This is a genomic window from Mesorhizobium sp. M5C.F.Ca.IN.020.32.2.1 (assembly GCF_004023105.1).
In the GTDB taxonomy this organism is placed as follows: domain Bacteria; phylum Pseudomonadota; class Alphaproteobacteria; order Rhizobiales; family Rhizobiaceae; genus Mesorhizobium; species Mesorhizobium wenxiniae.
The window spans coordinates 1-16,434 of record NZ_RZSX01000029.1; the positions used below are offsets into that span (position 1 = coordinate 1).

The window sequence follows — 16,434 nt, forward strand, 5'->3', positions numbered from 1 at the left end:
ACATTCCGTCGTCGCGCCGGCTGCGTCCGGTCGAAGTGACCCAGACGCTGGCGCAGACCACCAAGATCGAAATGGATCTGCGGCTCGAGGCGGCAGCGCTTTCGGAACTCGGCGAGAACACCAAAGACGATCCCGGCTTTCGCGTCCCGTCCGTCGACTGGGAACGTACTGGCCGTGACGTACTGACCATGGAATGGGTCGACGGCATCAAGATGAACGACATTGCCGGCCTCGCTGCCGCCGGCCATGACCTGAAGGCGATCGCCGTCAACCTGGTCCAGTCGTTCCTGCGCCACACACTGCGTGACGGTTTCTTCCACGCCGACATGCACCCGGGTAACCTGTTCGTCGAGCCCGATGGCACCATCGTCGCTGTCGATCTCGGCATTGCCGGCCGGCTCGGCAAGAAGGAGCGCCGGTTCCTCGCCGAAATTCTCTACGGCTTCATCACTCGTGACTATCTGCGCGTCGCCGAAGTGCATTTCGAGGCAGGCTACGTGCCGCGCCAGCATAATGTCGCGGCATTCGGCCAGGCGATCCGGGCGATCGGCGAGCCGATCCACGACCAGCCGGCTGAAACCATCTCGATGGCCAAGCTCTTGGCGCTTCTGTTCGAGGTGACCGATCTCTTCGACATGGCGACGCGCTCCGAATTGGTGCTGCTGCAGAAGACCATGGTGGTGGTCGAAGGCGTCGCCCGCACCCTCGACCCGGCCTTCAACATGTGGAAGACGTCCGAGCCGGTTGTCGGCGGCTGGATATCGGGCAATCTCGGCCCGCGTGCTCTGCTGGCCGACGCACGTGACGGCGCCAGCGCGCTGCTGGCGCTGGCCCGCCAGGCGCCCGACCTCGCCGCCCGCACCGAGCGGCTGTCGCGCGAGATCGATTTGATGGCCGAACACGGGCTGCGTTTCGATGAAAGGACGGCGCGCGCCATCGGCAAGGCCGAGGCGCGCTACACCCGCTCCGGCCGGCTGGCGCTGTGGGTGATCGCGCTGGCAATGGTCACCATTGCGTGGAAGCTGCTCTGAATGCAAGCAATGACAGCAGTGCTGTCATTGCAGTCATGCTGCTTATTACCTATGTTAAGGGCAAGGAGCGTGACCATGAGCACGATAACAATCCGCAATCTTGACGAAAGCGTAAAGCAGGTGCTTCGCGAGCGCGCGGCCGCGCGTGGCGTTTCGATGGAGCAGGAAGCGCGGGATGCCTTGCGTGAGGTGGCGATCCCAAAAACCAAGCTTGAGAAGGGGGCGTGGCGGCTGAAGGCGTCACGTGAAGAAATTTTGGCGCTCGGACGGAAGTTGGAACATCCTTTTGACCTCAAGGCGCTCACTGATCATATGTGGGACGAGGGACTTCTGTGACAGTCGCAGTCGATACGTCGGCATTGATCGCAATCATTGGCGCAGAGCCGGATGCGGCTGCGTTCGTCGATGTTTTCGGAACCTCACCTGCTGCACTGATAAGCACTGCGACGCTGCTGGAGGCGCATTGTGTAGCGAGCCGATCAAGCGGTAGCGTCAACGCTAGCGAGTTCCAAATGCTTATCGACCGTCTTGAGTTGACGGTAGTTCCTTTTGATTTGGCGCAGCTTGAAGTCGCACGGCTTGCCTACTCTCGTTATGGTCGTGGATCTGGCCATCGTGCTGATCTCAATATGGGCGACTGCTTCGCCTACGCCTTGGCCAAGACGCGAAACCTCCCGCTGCTTTTCAAGGGCAATGATTTCATCCATACCGATATCGAACCGGCTCTGAGGCCGGCATGACATTGGACAAAGAGCTGGCCTCGGGCATGACCCTCTCCGGCAAGCGCATCCTGCTCATCATCGGCGGTGGCATCGCCGCCTACAAGGCGCTCGACCTGATCCGCCGGCTGCGTGAGCGGGGCGCCGCCGTGCGGGTGGTGATGACCGCTGCAGCGCAGGAATTCGTCACCACACTGTCGGCCGGGGCGCTCTCTGCCGATCACGTCTTCACCGATTTGTTCGACCGCAATGACGAACACGATGTCGGCCACATCCGCCTGTCGCGCGAGGCCGACCTTTTGGTCGTGGCGCCGGCCACCGCCAACCTGATAGCGAAGCTTGCCAACGGCCACGCCAACGATCTTGCCTCGACCGTGCTTATCGCCACCGACAAGCCGGTGCTGATGGCGCCCGCCATGAACCCGAAAATGTGGTCGCATCCGGCGACCCGGCGCAACCGCGCGACGTTGCAGAAGGACGGCGTCGCATTCGTCGGCCCGGCAAAGGGCGAGATGGCCGAGAGCAACGAGGCGGGCGAGGGCCGCATGGCCGAGTCGCTGGAGATCGTCGCTGCGATCGAGGCGCTGCTCGATATCAGGCCGAAGCCGCTCGCAGGCAGAAAGGTCATCGTCACCTCAGGTCCGACGCATGAGCCGATCGACCCGGTGCGCTACATCGCCAATCGCTCGTCCGGCAAGCAGGGCCATGCAATCGCGGCGGCACTGGCTAGGCTGGGCGCTGATGTGCACCTCGTCTCCGGTCCGGTCGGTATTGCCGATCCGGCTGAGGTCACAACACTGCATGTCGAAACCGCGAACGAGATGAAAGACGCTGTCGAACAGCTGCTGCCGGCGGACGCGGCGGTGTTCGTCGCGGCGGTCGCCGACTGGCGCAGCGAGACTTCGGCCGGCGAGAAGATCAAGAAGGTGGCGGGCGAGGGGCCGCCGGCGCTGCAGATGATCGAAAACCCCGATATTCTTGCCGGTGTCGGTCATCACAGGAAGCGGCCCAGCCTGGTCGTCGGCTTTGCCGCCGAGACGCGGGATCTCGTTAGGAACGCCGAGGCCAAGCTCAAGAAGAAGGGCGCCGATTTCATCGTCGCCAACGACGTGTCTCCCGAAAGCGGGGTGATGGGCGGCGACCGCAACAAGGTGCGGATCGTCTCGAAGGCCGGTGTTGAGGAATGGCCTGAGATGAGCAAGGACGAGGTGGCGACGCGGCTCGCCGCCTTGATCGCCGAACGGCTTAAGACGATTACTGTCTAGCTGGTCGCTTCCTGTGGCCGGGCTGCCGGTCCCGAGATCCTGAGGGCGGCGAGGCATCCCAGAATCCCGAGTGGCACGAAGGCGAGAAACAGCCAGGTGGCGACATTTGCCGCCGCCTCACGGTTCAGGCCTTCGGAAAAACCGCTGGCATTGGCGACGATGCCGGTCAGTGCGGCACCCACCGCATAGCCAATGCGCTGCATGGTCGGCACGGCGGCGGAGGCGATCGTCTGCTCACCATCCCTAGCCGATGCCACGATCACGCGTGTGACGAAGGGCCAGGCAATGCCGAAGCCGCCGCCCTGCAGCAAGGCGCAAAACAGGATCAGCGGAATCGAACCCGCCGGCACGGCGTAGGCGAAACCGACGATGCCGGCCGCGATCATCAGTGCGCCGCCGGTGATGATCAGCCTCTCGCGTTCCGGCGGCGCATTGGCGACGAGGATCGACAGGATCGACCAGGCGATCGATTCGGCGGCGATGATATAGCCGGTGGTCAGGATCGGAATGCCGTGCAGGCTGGTCAGAAGCAGCGGCCCGTAGACGGCGAAGGAACAGGTCGCCACCGAAAAGGCGGCGACCATGGTCATGCCTGCGCCGACCGGCGTGCGCCATGAGAACAGCCGCGACGGGAACAGCCGCGAGCCCGGCTTCAGCGCGTCGATGCGGATGAACAGCGCAAGCCCGATCAGTCCGAGGACCAGCAGTAGAGAGGAACGCAGCAGGGCAATGTCGACCCCAGCCGTGGCAATCAGCACGACGCTGACGGCCAAGCAGCCGAGCGCGGCAAAGGGGAAGGGCGGCGCCGTTCCAGTGATCGCCTGTGGCCTGGTTGCCTCAGGCGTGTCGAGCACGATAAAGCTCGCCAGCGCCATGGCCGTGCCGCCGACCGTGAAGACGCCGAAAGCCCAACGCCAGGAGAGCAGATCGGTCATCAACGCACCGAGCACCGGTCCGCTGAAGGCGGCGACGCCCCAGATCGCCGACATGACGCCGAAAAGCTGCGGCCAGATGGCACGTGGAAACAGCCGCTCGACCGAGACGAAGGCCAGCGACACCAGCGCGCCGCCGCCAAAACCCTCGATCAAGCGCCCGGCCAGGAACAGCGGCATGGAGGGCGCGATGGCGCAGACCAGGGCGCCGGCGGCATAGAGCAGGGCGGCGACTATCATGTTGGTGCGCAGCGCGACATAGCTCACCAGCCGTCCGGCGGCAGCGCCTGCGACGATGGCGCCGAGCTCGTAGATTGCCAGCGACCAGCCGACAAGCTGAACGCCGGCGAGTTCGCCGACCATGGCTGGCATCACCGTTGCCACCATGGTTTCGTTGGTGGCGTGCAGCAGGATGCCGAGGCTGATGAAGCAGAAGCGCGCCAGATCGCCGCTCGCCCACAGCGCGCGCCAGTCGACCCTGTTTGTGCTGGTTTCCGTCACCCCGCCCTCCCACTTTCTTATACGCCGATGAAAAATGGTGGAGCGCTCTTCGATTCCAACAAGCACGCGGCGCTTCGGGGGCGGGTTGTAAAACCTCAACCGCAGTTGAGTTCAAACGGTTTTTGCGGGTGCGCCGAGATGCTGGCGGGAAGTCAGGGTGATCGAAGATTGGCGATCATGGCGTCAGCGATGATCATCCTTGGCATGGCGGTTTTCCAAAAAATCATGCGGCGCGGAACAGTCCAATCCTGTTCCGCGCCGCAGAGCCTCGCTATGGCACGCTTATTTGAACGAGTGGATCAGCTCCAGTGACGTGACGGCGACTGCCAGGTTGACACCGGTCTGCGCCTGTACGTTCAGAGGCTGCAGCGAGAACGCGCTGTTCAGTCCACCGACCAGAAGGTTGGCGCCGCCGCCAGTCACCAGGCTGGCCTCAGCGTTGACGCCATAATAGCTGCCGGCAAGATCGCCGGAATTACGGTCGCGGGTGGCCGCCAGAACCGCCCATATCAATTCGCCCTGGTGCGTCCTGCCGACGTCGACGCCGAGCTTGGAAATGACGCCGGTATAGGCTTCGGGGGGACCGCCATGATGAGGGCGAAAGGTGCAGGCCACGCCTTTGTTGGATGTGACGATGTAGCCGGTGCCGCCGTCGATGGTGCAGTCGAGCACGCCGAGCTCCAGCCTGCCCGCGCTGGCAGGGGCAGCGAGCACCGTCGCGGCGAGGGCGGCGGCACAGGCGAGTTTCTTGATCATGGGAAGGGTCCTTTTCGCGAATTGCTTTGAACAACGGCTGAACATCCCGAGCGTTCCGCCGAAACTTGGCGCGATCAAGTCAATGCACAGTCGTTGAAGGTTTCGAGGCCATGCCAAACGGCAGGCCTGCCATATCAGACCCAACGCTGCCGTCGGTCAGCCGGTGCTGGTGCGCGCCAGGCCGTCCTTGGCCGGCTGGTAGGTGGGGTTGAGGCGCACTGCCTCGCGGTAGGATTTTGCCGCCTTGGCCTTGTCGCCGCGCCGCTCGTAGATCAGCGCCTGGTTGGACCAGGCCTCGGCATTCTTGCCGTCGAGCTTGATCGCCATGTTAATGTCGGCGAAGGCATTGTCCTCGTCGTTCATGGCGAGGTAGGAGAGACCGCGGCCATTGTAGGGTTCGGCGGCGTCCGGCGCCAGCGAGATGGCGGTCGAGAAGTCCTCGATGGCAAAAGCGTGCTGGCCCTGGCTCTGGTAGATCAGGCCGCGATTGTGGTAGGCGCGAGCGTCTGTCGTGTCGAGTTGGATCGCCTTCTGGAAATCGTTGAACGCTTCCTGGATGCGGCCGGCTTTGCGGTAGAGGTTGCCGCGGCCGATATAGGCGGCGTCATAGTCGGGATTGATCTGGATCGAGCGGTTGTAGTCGGCAAGCGCGGCCGCCTGGTCGCCGAGAAAGCGCTGGATGAGAGCGCGGTTCGAATAGGCCTGGTAGAAATTCCGATTGAGCTGGATGGCGGTGTCGAAGTCCTTGAGCGCCGCCTGATACTGGCCGCCGCGGCCATAGGCGGAGCCGCGCACATTGTAGCCTTCGGGATCCTGGGGACTGCGCTGGATAACGGCCGACAGCGAGGAGATGTTCTCCGCCGACCCTTGTGCCTTGTCGATGTTGGTGAATTCGCCGGTCGGGACTGTCTGGCAGCCGGCGAGCGCCAAGCCGGAAAGCACGGCTGCCGTCAGGGCGAAGCCGCGCATTGCGGTTCTGCGCTCCACGCTGGTTGCGTTCATATCTGCTCTGTCCTCACTGCCCGCCGCGCCGTCAGGTCTGTTCCGTCTCCGAACCGGCCCTCTCCGAACTGGTCGAATTCAACAAAAAGGTGGCGGCGATTACGCATCGCGCCACCTTGGGTATCCTTCGAAAAGGACGAAAAATTGGCGTCAGAACCGCGGCGGACGCGGAGCACCTGCACCAGCAGCACCAGCCGCCACCGGACGCGGCGTCATCGGCAGCAGACCCTCGCGCTGGGCGCGCTTGCGGGCCAGCTTGCGGGCGCGGCGAACGGCTTCCGCCTTTTCGCGGGCGCGCTTCTCGGAAGGCTTCTCATAATGTCCGCGCATCTTCATTTCGCGGAAGATGCCTTCGCGCTGCATCTTTTTCTTGAGCGCGCGAAGCGCCTGATCAACATTGTTGTCGCGGACGAGTACCTGCACGGGCAATCCTGTCTTTCGGGTTTGTTAACAACAGGCAAGTGGCCATAGTCGCTTGCCTCCGCGGCGGTCTACACCACGAATTGTGGCGGCTGATAGCAGAATCATGCCGCTCTGTCCACTGCCGAAACGAAAAACCCGCCTCGGCGGCGGGTCGTCGGCGCAAATCAGCACCACGTGCAAATCAATAGCATAACTGCCGTCAGAAAGCAAGGAATTACGACCTCTGGTAGTAGATTCGCCTGTTCGGGGGCTCTCCGCACCGATGAGCGATCGTTGGCGTTTTCTCCGCCACCGATAAATCCTGCTGCCCAATCCGGCAAACGGTCAGCCTGGCTCTATCAACGAAGGAACAAACCTCGTTCCCCATGGTTGTTTCGCATAGGCAAGCACAGGAGAAAACCGATGTCAGAGACCCGTGAATGGCTCGTCCAGTGGCTCAGGGACGCGCATGCGATGGAGGAGCAGGCCGAAACCATGCTGAACGGCCAGCTGAGCCGGCTGGAGAGTTATCCCGAACTCCGTGAGCGCATTAACCTGCACGTCGACGAGACGAAAGGGCAAGCCGCACGCCTCAGAACCTGCCTGGAACAGTTGGGCGAAGATACGTCCACGCTGAAGGACGCGGGCGGCAAGCTGTTGGCCATGGCGCAGTCCCTAAGCGGCGTCTTCGCCGGCGACGAGGTGATGAAAGGCTCACTCGCGAGCTACACATTCGAACATATGGAAATCGCCTCATACACGATCCTCATCGCAGCCGCCGAATCCCTTGGCGAAACAGAAGTCGCCCGGGCCTGCGAACAAAACCTGCGTGAGGAGGAGGCGATGGCCGAGTGGCTGAAAAACAAGCTGCCCGCGACTACGGAGCAGTTCCTGGCTCGCTCGGAGTCGGACAGCGACAATGCCAAACGATGAGGACAACAGGCCGGCGGCCAAGATGACGCAGCCTTCGGTGTGGCGGGCCTACAGCTATGCCTGGATTACCCTCGGCTTCTTCATCATCTCGATCGTCGGTCACTGGGTTTTCGGCTGGTTCGCCTATCTCGACGAGCAGCAAGCGCTCGGCCAACCGCCCGAATTCGGCGGCTATCTGATCGAGATGAGCCGCGACACGCTTGAGAACTGGCAGTCGGAATTCCTGCAACTGCTCTGGCAGGTCGGCGGCCTGGCGTTCTTGCTCTTCGTCGGTTCGCCGCAATCGAAGGAGAGTACCGACCGGATGGAGGCCAAGATCGACGCTCTTCTTAGGCTTGTCGATCCGAAGAAAGGCAAGGAGGCGATTCGCGAGTTGGACCTGCAATATGACGGCCGCCACACCGACGAGCCGCACGCCCACCGGAACTAAGCTGGAGTTGGAAACATGGCCCGGAGCCGATCATCGCTCCGGGTCGTTTGATTCGCAACAGAGCAATTGGCGACAGGCTCTCCCTCTATGCCGTGGCCAGATGAAGCCGCTCGAAATCCTCGAAGAATTCGCCGTAGTCGCAGGTTATTTCTTCGCCCGCCGCAATGTCGCGGATCGCGGTTGCGCCACCATACTGCGAGAAATCCGTGTTCGGCCTTTCGGCGTGGTTCATGAAGCGCCCATTGTCGACTTCATAGACCATGAATCCGGGCCGGTCCGGGCTTGGATAGGCATATCTGTCGAGCAATTCCCTGAGATGCGGTGGCGCGGCCTTATATTTTTCCGTCGGGATCAACCGGTCGAAGTCAGGATCGAGCTGCCAGATCGACGCTCCCTTCCTGATCGGCTCGGCGGCGAATACGCCGACACCCTCGATTGCGCTAGCAGCGATGTAGGTCCTGATCAGCAGCATGTTTTAGGCCCGTCTTCGACAGCATTCTTCGAACAGAAAACGCAATCGCTACATCGCGCCAAAAAAGCAAGGCCGGTTTTGCAACATGCCGCGTTCCATTGTTCGCCGACGGGAAAACGCCTCACGTCCGGCTGATCGAAACACCGCCATCGGCAAACAGCGCGGTTCCGGTGGTGAAGCTCGATGCATCCGAAGCCAGGTAGAGCGCCGAGCGGGCGATCTCTTCAGGCTCGGCAACGCGCTTCAAGGCATGCAGGTTTTCGACGAAGGCTCGCGATTCAGGTGTCTTGAATGTTGCCGAAGGCGTATCGGTGCCGCCCGGCAGCAGCGCGTTGACCCGTACGCCTTTCGCGCCGTATTCGGCGGCAAGCACCTGCGTCAATCCGATCAGCCCGGCCTTGCTTGCGGCGTAACTGGTCATGCCGGGCATGCCGACGGTATGGCCGACGAAGGTAGAGGTGAAGATCAGCGATCCGCCGCCGCGATCGACCATCGCCGGCACCTGATGTTTCGCGCCGAGAAATGCGCTGGTCAGGTTGGTGTCGAGCGTCTCTCGCCAGCCCTCCAGCGACAACCCCGAAATCGAACCCATCTTGCCGACCGAGCCGGCGTTGTTGAAGGCGATATCCAGCCCGCCGAACCGGCCCACCGCAAGATCGACAAGGGCCTTGGCATAGGCCTCGTCGCGGACGTCGCCGGCAAGAGCAATGGCCGTGCCATCAGCCTCCTCGATTTCAGTGACGAGCGCGTCCAGCTCTGCCCGGCGACGGGCAGCGACGACCACCTTGGCGCCTTCCTCGGCAAACAGTTTTGCCGTGGCGTGGCCGATGCCGGAACTGGCGCCAGTGACGATGGCGACCTTGTTAGCGAGTGCGAGCATTGTTTTCATCCCTTTCTTCGCGCCAGCGTCGCCGGCAACCGGGATGGTGATCGCAGTCCGGGGCGGGGCGAGCCACCCGATACGTGCGAAGGCATCTGTTAAGATTTCTTGACGCCGGGCGGACGCCAAGCTACCAAAGCCGTCGTTCAACATTGCGGGTGGACGCGCCACCCATTCCAATGACCCCCCAAGACATGATGAGCAAGTTGCTGGAGCCCGGCTATGAGGGCGACAGCGAGTTGACGTTCGCTCTTCAATCGGAATTTCACAAAGGCTTTCCCCTTGAAAACCTCCGGCCGCTGCTGATGTCCGGCAACCTTCATACTCAGGCCGCCGCCGCTTTTTTGGTGGCCGAGATCAGCCCCAGGCTAAGCTTCAACATGAATTGCGTTGTCGCGGAGATCGCCGACCTGCTCGACAGCAAGATTGCTAGGATCAGGTTCGATGCAATCGAAGCGCTTCTGGGATGCACGACGCCGGCGGATGGAGCCATTCTCGGCGGTGTCATGCTGCGGCTGGACGACGAACATGCCGGTGTTCGATGGAGGGTGACCCAGTTCATCGCTTTGCGGAACGCTGGCAGCTACGGCTCGCGGTGGAAAATGCCGCCGCGCTGCGCCCGGAATCGGCGTTCCCGATCCTTTTGAAGGCTCATGGCCAACACTTCAAGGCTACGACAAAGGGGGTGCGATGGCTGCTCGACCACCCGGACGCGCTCGTGCGGCGCTTCGGTGCAGCCGTCGCAGTCAGGCCACGCTATGGGGTCGACGAGCAATTCCTGGCAATGGCCGAAGGGTCGGATGATGCCGAAGTCAGAGAGATCGCAGCCAGTTGTTATCACAGCCATCTGACACCGATCTATGCCGTCTGGTCGTCTGCATTGTCCAGAAAAGGCGCGTCTTCGGCGTAGGCCTCCTGCTGCGCATTGGTCAGGATGCCCCGATCGAACAGGTCTTTTCGTCGTGGCGCAAAACGGCAAGCGCCGTCGCAAACAGCGCAAGGGTGGCAGCGCTGTTTCGCTAGTGATACACCTCGCGCGCCGGCGCTCGATTGGATGCCCGGCCGCTATTCTGCGAGGCTGGAACGTTGAAGAAATACTCGGTATTCGCCATCGCCCGCGAGGCTATGCGCGGCCACAAGGGCTGGGAGGAACAGTGGTCCTCGCCAGAGCCGAAGAAGGAGTACGACGTCATCATCGTCGGCGCCGGCGGCCATGGCCTGGCCACCGCCTACTACCTCGCCACGGTGCACGGCATCACCAATGTCGCGGTGCTGGAAAAGGGCTGGCTCGGCGGCGGCAATACCGGCCGCAACACCACCATCATCCGCTCCAACTATCTCTATGACGAGAGCGCCGGCATCTACGACCATGCGCTGAAACTGTGGGACGGGCTCAGCCAGGAGCTCAACTACAATGTCATGTATTCGCCGCGCGGCGTCATGATGCTGGCCCATAATGTCCATGACATCCAGGTGCTGAAACGCCACGTCCATGCCAACCGCCTGAACGGCATCGACAATGAATGGCTGACGCCGGAAGCGGCGAAGGAATTCTGCCCGCCGCTCAACATTTCGCGCGACGCCCGCTATCCGGTGATGGGCGCGACCCTGCAGCGTCGCGGCGGCACCGCCCGCCACGATGCCGTCGCCTGGGGCTATGCGCGCGGCGCTTCGGCGCGCGGCGTCCACATCATCCAGAATTGCGAGGTCACCGGGGTCAAGCGGGCGCCGAACGGTGCGGTCACCGGCGTCGAGACGACGCGCGGCTTCATCGGCGCCAGGAAGGTCGGCGTCGTTGCCGCCGGCCATTCGTCCGTCATCATGAACATGGCCGGCGTGCGGATGCCGCTGGAAAGCTATCCGCTGCAGGCACTGGTGTCGGAGCCGGTCAAGCCGGTATTCCCTTGCGTGGTGATGTCGAACACGGTGCACGCCTATATCTCGCAATCCGACAAGGGCGAGTTGGTCATCGGCGCCGGCACCGACCAGTATGTCTCCTATTCGCAGACCGGCGGCCTGCACATCCTGCAGCACACGCTCGACGCCATCTGCGAGATGTTCCCGATGTTCACGCGCATGAAGATGCTGCGCTCGTGGGGCGGCATCGTCGACGTGACGCCCGACCGCTCGCCGATCCTGGCCAAGACGCCGGTGCCCGGCCTCTATGTCAATTGCGGCTGGGGCACGGGCGGCTTCAAGGCGACGCCCGGCTCGGGCCATGTCTTTGCCCATACCATCGCAAAAGACGATCCGCACCCGATCAACGCCCCCTTCACCATCGAGCGCTTCCGCACCGGCCGCCTGATCGACGAGGCGGCGGCGGCGGCGGTGGCACACTGATGAAGGCCCGCTTCGTGATGTTGGGTCACTGGCTTTGCGATCAACCGGCCGGCGCCCGCGTCGGCCCCGGCGAATTGTAGGAACAACCATGCTTCTCATCCGCTGCCCCTATTGCGAGGAAGAGCGTCCTGAACTCGAATTCCGCAACGCCGGCGAGGCGCATATTGCGCGTTCGGCTAACATGGCCGGCGAGAGCGATGACGACTTCGAAAAGTTCTTCTTCATCCGCTCGAATCCCAAAGGCATCATCTATGAGCGCTGGCGGCACATGCATGGCTGTGCGCGGTTCTTCAACGTCGTGCGCGACACCGTCAGCGACAGGTTCCTGTTGACCTACAAGGCCGGCGAGCCCAAGCCGGCGAAGCTGCCGGGAGCCTCCAAATGATCGCAGCGTTCCGCATTCCCGGCGCCGGACGCCTCAGGCAGGCAGAGACTGCCAGCTTCAGCTTCGACGGCCAATCTTATGCCGGTGTCGAGGGCGATACGCTGGCCTCGGCGCTGCTCGCCAACGGCGTCCATCTGGTCGGCCGCTCGTTCAAATACCACCGGCCGCGCGGCTTTCTGTCCGCCGGGGCGGAAGAGCCCAACGCGCTGGTTGAGATCAAGCGCGACTCCGCCAGGAAGACACCAAATGTCCGTGCCACCGTGCAGGAGCTTTATGACGGGCTGGCGGCACAGTCACAGAACCGCTGGCCGTCGCTTTCCTTCGACGTCAGTGCGCTCGGCGACATCGCCTCGCCGCTGCTTTCGGCGGGCTTCTACTACAAAACCTTTATGTGGCCGAAGTCCGCCTGGAAAAACTTCTACGAGCCCAAGATCCGTGCTGCGGCCGGGCTCGGCGTCGCCCCCGACCAGGCGGACCCCGACCATTATTCGGCGCGCTTCGCCCATTGCGACGTATTGGTGCTGGGTGGCGGTGCGGCCGGCATTGCCGCAGCACTGGCGGCGGCCGAGACCGGTGTGCGCGTCATCCTTGTCGACGAGCAAGCGGAGTTCGGCGGCAGCCTGCATTTCGAGAGCGGCGCGAAGATCGATGGCCAGGACGGCTTTGCCTGGGCGCAGAGTGCGGTCGCGAAGCTCAAGACGATGGACAACGTCCGTGTGCTGTCCCGCACCACGGCCTTTGGGTATTACGCGCAGAATTTCGTCGGGCTGGTCGAGCGCGTCAGCGACCATTTGCAGAACCCCGGCCGCGACCTGCCGCGCGAGCGGCTGTGGCAGGTCCGTGCCAAGCGCGTGGTGCTGGCGACCGGCGCCATCGAGCGGCATATGGTGTTTGCCGACAACGACCGGCCCGGCATCATGCTGGCGTCGGCGGCGCGCACCTATCTCAACCATTATGGCGTCACGGTCGGCAGGAATATCGGCGTCTATACGGCCAATGATTCCGCCTATGCGGCGGCGATCGATCTGAAGAAGGCCGGTGTCGGCGTGGCGGCGATCGTCGACCTGCGCGACAACCCGACTGGGCCGGTGATCGACGAGGCGAGGGCGCTCGGCATCGAGGTCAATTTCGGCCGCGCGGTGATCCGCGCCGGCGGCAAATTGCGCGTCTCGTCGATGACCGTGCAGCCGAAGAATGGCGGCGGCGAACGTACCATCCCCGTTGACGCGATCCTGATGTCGGCCGGCTGGACACCGTCGGTGCATCTGTTCTCGCAGTCGCGCGGCAAGGTTGCCTTCAACGACGAGACCAAGCGCTTCGTGCCCGGCGCCTATGCGCAGGACTGCGTCTCCGTCGGCGCCTGCAACGGCACGGACGGGCTATCGGCGACGATCGACGAGGCCTATGCGGCGGGCGCCAAGGCGGCGAAGGATGTCGGCGCCAACACCGCCAAGGGAAACAAGCCGAAGGTCGACGCCAGCGAGAGCTGGTCGCGCGGCATGCTGGGTGCGGCGCCCGGCGCCGGGGCGGATACGACGGTCAAGGCCTTTGTCGATTTCCAGAACGACGTCACCGCCAAGGACATCCGCCAGGCGGTGCATGAAGGCATGCGCTCGATCGAGCACGTCAAGCGCTTCACCACCAACGGCATGGCGACCGACCAGGGCAAGACCTCGAACATGCACGGTCTGGCAATCGCCGCCGAGACGCTCGGCAAGCCGATCCCGCAAGTCGGCCTGACGACGTTCCGGGCGCCCTACACGCCGGTGACCTTCGGCTCGATCGTCGGCCATGCGCGGGGTCCGCTCCTCGACCCGACTCGCAAGACGGCGATCCATCCCTGGGCCGAGCGCCAAGGTGCCGTGTTCGAGGATGTCGGCCAGTGGAAGCGCGCCTGGTATTTTCCAAAGTCGGGCGAGGACATGCACGCCGCTGTCGATCGTGAGTGTGTCACGGTGCGCAAGACGGCCGGCCTGTTCGACGCCTCGACGCTGGGCAAGATCGAGGTGGTCGGGCCGGATGCGGCGAAGTTCATGGAACTGCTCTACACCAATCCGTGGGAGAAACTGGAGCCCGGCCGCTGCCGCTATGGCATCATGCTGCGCGAGGACGGTTTCATCTATGACGACGGTGTCGTTGGCAGGCTTGCACCCGACCGTTTCCATGTGACGACGACGACGGGCGGTGCGCCGCGTGTCATGAACCATATGGAGGATTACCTCCAGACCGAGTTCCCGCATCTCAATGTCTGGCTGACGTCGATCACCGAACAGTGGGCGGTGATCGCCGTGCAAGGACCGAAGTCTCGGGACATCATCGCGCCGCTGGTCGAAGGCATCGACATGTCGGACGAGGCGCTGCCGCATATGTCGGTGCGCGAAGGCAGGATCTGCGGCGCGCCGACAAGGCTGTTCCGGATGTCGTTCACCGGCGAACGCGGCTTCGAGGTCAACGTGCCGGCCGACTACGGCCAGGCCGTCTGGGACGCGCTATGGGCCGAGGGCCAGAAGCATGGCGCCTGTGCCTACGGCACCGAGGCGATGCACGTGCTGCGTGCCGAAAAAGGCTACATCATCGTCGGCCAGGACACCGACGGCACGGTAACGCCTAACGATGCCGGTCTCGATTGGGCAGTCGGCAAGAAGAAGACCGATTTCGTCGGCATTCGCGGCATGGTGCGGCCGGACCTTGTCGCCAACGGCCGCAAGCAACTGGTCGGCCTGAAGACCAAGGATCCTAAGGTGGTGCTGGAAGAAGGCGCGCAAATCGTCGGCGATCCGAAGCAGGCGATCCCGATGACCATGATCGGCCATGTCACCTCCAGCTACTGGTCGGAAAATTGCGGCCGCTCGATCGCGCTGGCCCTGCTTGCCGGCGGCCGCGACCGGATGGGTGAGACGCTTTACGTGCCGATGCCCAACGCGACGATCGAGGTGGAGGTCACCGGCATGGTGTTCTTCGACGAGAAGGGGGAGCGCCTCAATGGCTAAGGCTGCCGCGAAGAAATCTGCCGCCGCTGCGCCGTCAGTCGAACGCCGCCCGGCTCTCGCCGGTCAGGAGCTTTCCGCAACCGGCGTCACGCTTGCCGTGTTGCCACCGGCAGAGCGCATTTCGCTGCGTGCGCCGGACGCCTCGGTCGCGGCGCTTTCGAAGGCGCTCGGCGTAACCCTGCCGCAAAAACCCAAAACCTCGGCGGCAAAGGCCGGGCGCACGGCCTTGTGGCTTGGGCCGGACGAATGGCTGGTCATCGATGAGGTGGGAAAAGACCCGCTCGCCGACTGCGCCGAAGTGACAGTACTGCATTCGGCGGTCGGCATCTCGCATCGCAACGTTGCCATATCGATCACCGGCCCGGCAGCGGCGGCGACGATCAATTCAGGCTGTCCGCAGGATTTGTCGCTCGACGCCTTTCCGGTAGGCGCGGCGTCGCGCACCATTCTCGGTAAGGTCGAAATCGTGCTGTTGCGCACCGCTTCCGACGCGTTCCGCGTTGAATGCTGGCGTTCCTTTTCCGATTATGTCTTTACTTTCCTGTCGGAGGCGGCCCGCGACGCAGCGGCATAACGTTCGCTGCGACCGACCGTTTGCCGGAGCCGGAGCAAGTCGAGGGAGATGTCGATGCCGTCGAAATCAGCGCCCAATCCACCAGTCCAGAAGACGTCGGCCGTTCGCTCTCTCGAACACGAGCCGCATGAAGGCTCAAATATTGAAGAGGAACTTGAGGAAGGCCTCGAGGATACGTTTCCGGCCAGCGATCCGGTGTCGATCACCGGGACTTCGATTTCCGGCGCTCCCGCAAGGCCCGGCAAGGCCAAGATCGTGGCCGGAATGAAGAAGCGCAGGAAATAACTTCCGTCCGGCTGAGTCTGGCTAAAATGGCCACGAAGGCGGGCGGTCAGGATTTCTTACCACCGATTTGTTTTCGAACCTCAGAACGTGCTGGGCACGATCCACGGATCGATGTCGATGCCGAGCCGCGGATCCTTGTTTTCAGTCGAGCCCTTGTGGGTCGCCGGGCCTGTCTCTTCGACCGATCCGGTCGCGCCGCAATCGAGCTTGACGTTGGTGTCGGCGCAGGCTGCGGCCGGCTTGCCGGGCTGGCTCTGGCCGGCGAAGGCAGCGCTCGAGAATGCCAGGACGGCCACGAGGGCGAAGATCGTCTTTTTCATTGTTTGTCTCGAATCTTTTCCGTACATGTACGATGTAGCATACATATACGCCCGACAGTCGCGGGGTTCAAGTCAGAAGTCGTACATGTACGAAAAAGTTTTATGTGGATGTTGGGAATCGCGCCGCGCCAGCACGCGACGAGTTGCACACGCGGTGCCGTTCACCCGTGCCGTACAAGATCTTAAGCTGTCCGAAACCGAAGGAACCCTTCAGCAG

At 63.0% G+C, this 16,434-nt stretch carries 20 protein-coding genes; 12 read left to right on the top strand and 8 right to left on the bottom strand.

The genetic code is table 11. From position 1 onward, the window contains the following. The 4 genes from EOA86_RS02605 to coaBC form a co-directional block, all read left to right on the top strand. A partial coding sequence (locus tag EOA86_RS02605) for an AarF/UbiB family protein (protein ID WP_128340624.1) occupies positions 1-1,031 on the top strand: 1,031 nt, incomplete at its 5' end. A 75-nt stretch (positions 1,032-1,106) separates the two neighbouring features. Beyond that, entirely contained in the window at positions 1,107-1,367 is a 261-nt protein-coding gene (locus EOA86_RS02610) for a hypothetical protein (RefSeq protein ID WP_065011441.1), read from the top strand. Beyond that, a complete protein-coding gene (locus EOA86_RS02615) occupies positions 1,364-1,771 on the top strand; it encodes a type II toxin-antitoxin system VapC family toxin (RefSeq protein ID WP_128340625.1) in 408 nt (135 codons plus the stop codon). Before EOA86_RS02610 ends, EOA86_RS02615 begins: the two co-directional genes overlap by 4 nt. Positions 1,772-1,797: 26 nt before the next feature. Beyond that, positions 1,798-3,015: a bifunctional phosphopantothenoylcysteine decarboxylase/phosphopantothenate--cysteine ligase CoaBC gene (coaBC, locus tag EOA86_RS02620; protein WP_128340635.1), complete on the top strand. Its 1,218-nt coding sequence runs from the start codon at positions 1,798-1,800 to the stop codon at positions 3,013-3,015. Here the strand turns inward: coaBC and EOA86_RS02625 are convergent. The 4 genes from EOA86_RS02625 to rpsU all read right to left on the bottom strand — a co-directional run bounded on the left by EOA86_RS02625 (position 3,012) and on the right by rpsU (position 6,629). Next, on the bottom strand, positions 3,012-4,448 hold the full coding sequence (locus EOA86_RS02625) for an MFS transporter (RefSeq protein WP_128340626.1): 1,437 nt from the start codon (positions 4,446-4,448) through the stop codon (positions 3,012-3,014). The two genes, coaBC and EOA86_RS02625, sit on opposite strands and share 4 nt — an antisense overlap. A gap of 282 nt (positions 4,449-4,730) precedes the next feature. After that, positions 4,731-5,204 (bottom strand): DUF992 domain-containing protein, encoded by a 474-nt coding sequence (locus EOA86_RS02630; protein WP_029348080.1) that lies wholly within the window; start codon positions 5,202-5,204, stop codon positions 4,731-4,733. Positions 5,205-5,360: 156 nt separating this feature from the next. Beyond that, positions 5,361-6,206, bottom strand: a complete 846-nt coding sequence (locus EOA86_RS02635; RefSeq protein WP_128340627.1) for a tetratricopeptide repeat protein — start codon at positions 6,204-6,206, stop codon at positions 5,361-5,363. A 150-nt stretch (positions 6,207-6,356) separates the two neighbouring features. After that, positions 6,357-6,629, bottom strand: coding sequence for a 30S ribosomal protein S21 (gene rpsU, locus EOA86_RS02640; protein WP_023675331.1), 273 nt, complete (start codon positions 6,627-6,629; stop codon positions 6,357-6,359). 402 nt (positions 6,630-7,031) lie between these two features. Here rpsU and EOA86_RS02645 point away from each other — a divergent pair, with 402 nt between their 5' ends. After that, the gene (locus tag EOA86_RS02645) at positions 7,032-7,541 is read left to right on the top strand and encodes a DUF892 family protein (protein WP_029348076.1); all 510 of its coding nucleotides are present in this window, start codon (positions 7,032-7,034) and stop codon (positions 7,539-7,541) included. Further along, positions 7,528-7,971: a DUF6766 family protein gene (locus EOA86_RS02650; RefSeq protein ID WP_245497091.1), complete on the top strand. Its 444-nt coding sequence runs from the start codon at positions 7,528-7,530 to the stop codon at positions 7,969-7,971. The genes EOA86_RS02645 and EOA86_RS02650 overlap by 14 nt, the downstream gene beginning before the upstream one ends. 85 nt (positions 7,972-8,056) lie before the next feature. On the opposite strand, the gene EOA86_RS02655 is transcribed toward EOA86_RS02650, so the two are convergent. The 3 genes from EOA86_RS02655 to EOA86_RS38390 all read right to left on the bottom strand — a co-directional run bounded on the left by EOA86_RS02655 (position 8,057) and on the right by EOA86_RS38390 (position 9,853). Further along, complete coding sequence (locus tag EOA86_RS02655; RefSeq protein WP_128340628.1) at positions 8,057-8,443, bottom strand: SET domain-containing protein-lysine N-methyltransferase; 387 nt, start codon at positions 8,441-8,443, stop codon at positions 8,057-8,059. A 121-nt stretch (positions 8,444-8,564) separates the two neighbouring features. After that, positions 8,565-9,323 (bottom strand): SDR family oxidoreductase, encoded by a 759-nt coding sequence (locus tag EOA86_RS02660; RefSeq protein WP_128340629.1) that lies wholly within the window; start codon positions 9,321-9,323, stop codon positions 8,565-8,567. 368 nt (positions 9,324-9,691) lie between these two features. Further along, positions 9,692-9,853 (bottom strand): hypothetical protein, encoded by a 162-nt coding sequence (locus EOA86_RS38390; RefSeq protein ID WP_164891532.1) that lies wholly within the window; start codon positions 9,851-9,853, stop codon positions 9,692-9,694. Positions 9,854-9,864: 11 nt separating this feature from the next. On the opposite strand from EOA86_RS38390, the gene EOA86_RS02670 reads away from it, so the two are divergent. The 6 genes from EOA86_RS02670 (at position 9,865) to EOA86_RS02695 (ending at position 15,897) form a co-directional block, all read left to right on the top strand. Continuing rightward, on the top strand, positions 9,865-10,233 hold the full coding sequence (locus tag EOA86_RS02670; protein WP_164891533.1) for a hypothetical protein: 369 nt from the start codon (positions 9,865-9,867) through the stop codon (positions 10,231-10,233). Positions 10,234-10,409: 176 nt separating this feature from the next. Continuing rightward, positions 10,410-11,663: a sarcosine oxidase subunit beta gene (locus EOA86_RS02675; RefSeq protein WP_128340632.1), complete on the top strand. Its 1,254-nt coding sequence runs from the start codon at positions 10,410-10,412 to the stop codon at positions 11,661-11,663. An 88-nt stretch (positions 11,664-11,751) separates the two neighbouring features. Next, entirely contained in the window at positions 11,752-12,048 is a 297-nt protein-coding gene (locus tag EOA86_RS02680; RefSeq protein WP_128340633.1) for a sarcosine oxidase subunit delta, read from the top strand. Further along, positions 12,045-15,038, top strand: coding sequence for a sarcosine oxidase subunit alpha (locus EOA86_RS02685; RefSeq protein ID WP_128340634.1), 2,994 nt, complete (start codon positions 12,045-12,047; stop codon positions 15,036-15,038). The genes EOA86_RS02680 and EOA86_RS02685 overlap by 4 nt, the downstream gene beginning before the upstream one ends. After that, a complete protein-coding gene (locus EOA86_RS02690) occupies positions 15,031-15,612 on the top strand; it encodes a sarcosine oxidase subunit gamma (RefSeq protein WP_127209190.1) in 582 nt (193 codons plus the stop codon). Before EOA86_RS02685 ends, EOA86_RS02690 begins: the two co-directional genes overlap by 8 nt. Positions 15,613-15,666: 54 nt before the next feature. After that, complete coding sequence (locus tag EOA86_RS02695) at positions 15,667-15,897, top strand: hypothetical protein (protein WP_065011085.1); 231 nt, start codon at positions 15,667-15,669, stop codon at positions 15,895-15,897. A gap of 80 nt (positions 15,898-15,977) precedes the next feature. On the opposite strand, the gene EOA86_RS02700 is transcribed toward EOA86_RS02695, so the two are convergent. After that, positions 15,978-16,217 carry a DUF680 domain-containing protein gene (locus EOA86_RS02700; protein WP_095520842.1) on the bottom strand — a complete coding sequence of 80 codons (240 nt, stop codon included), beginning with the start codon at positions 16,215-16,217 and terminating at the stop codon, positions 15,978-15,980. Positions 16,218-16,434 lie beyond the last annotated feature (217 nt).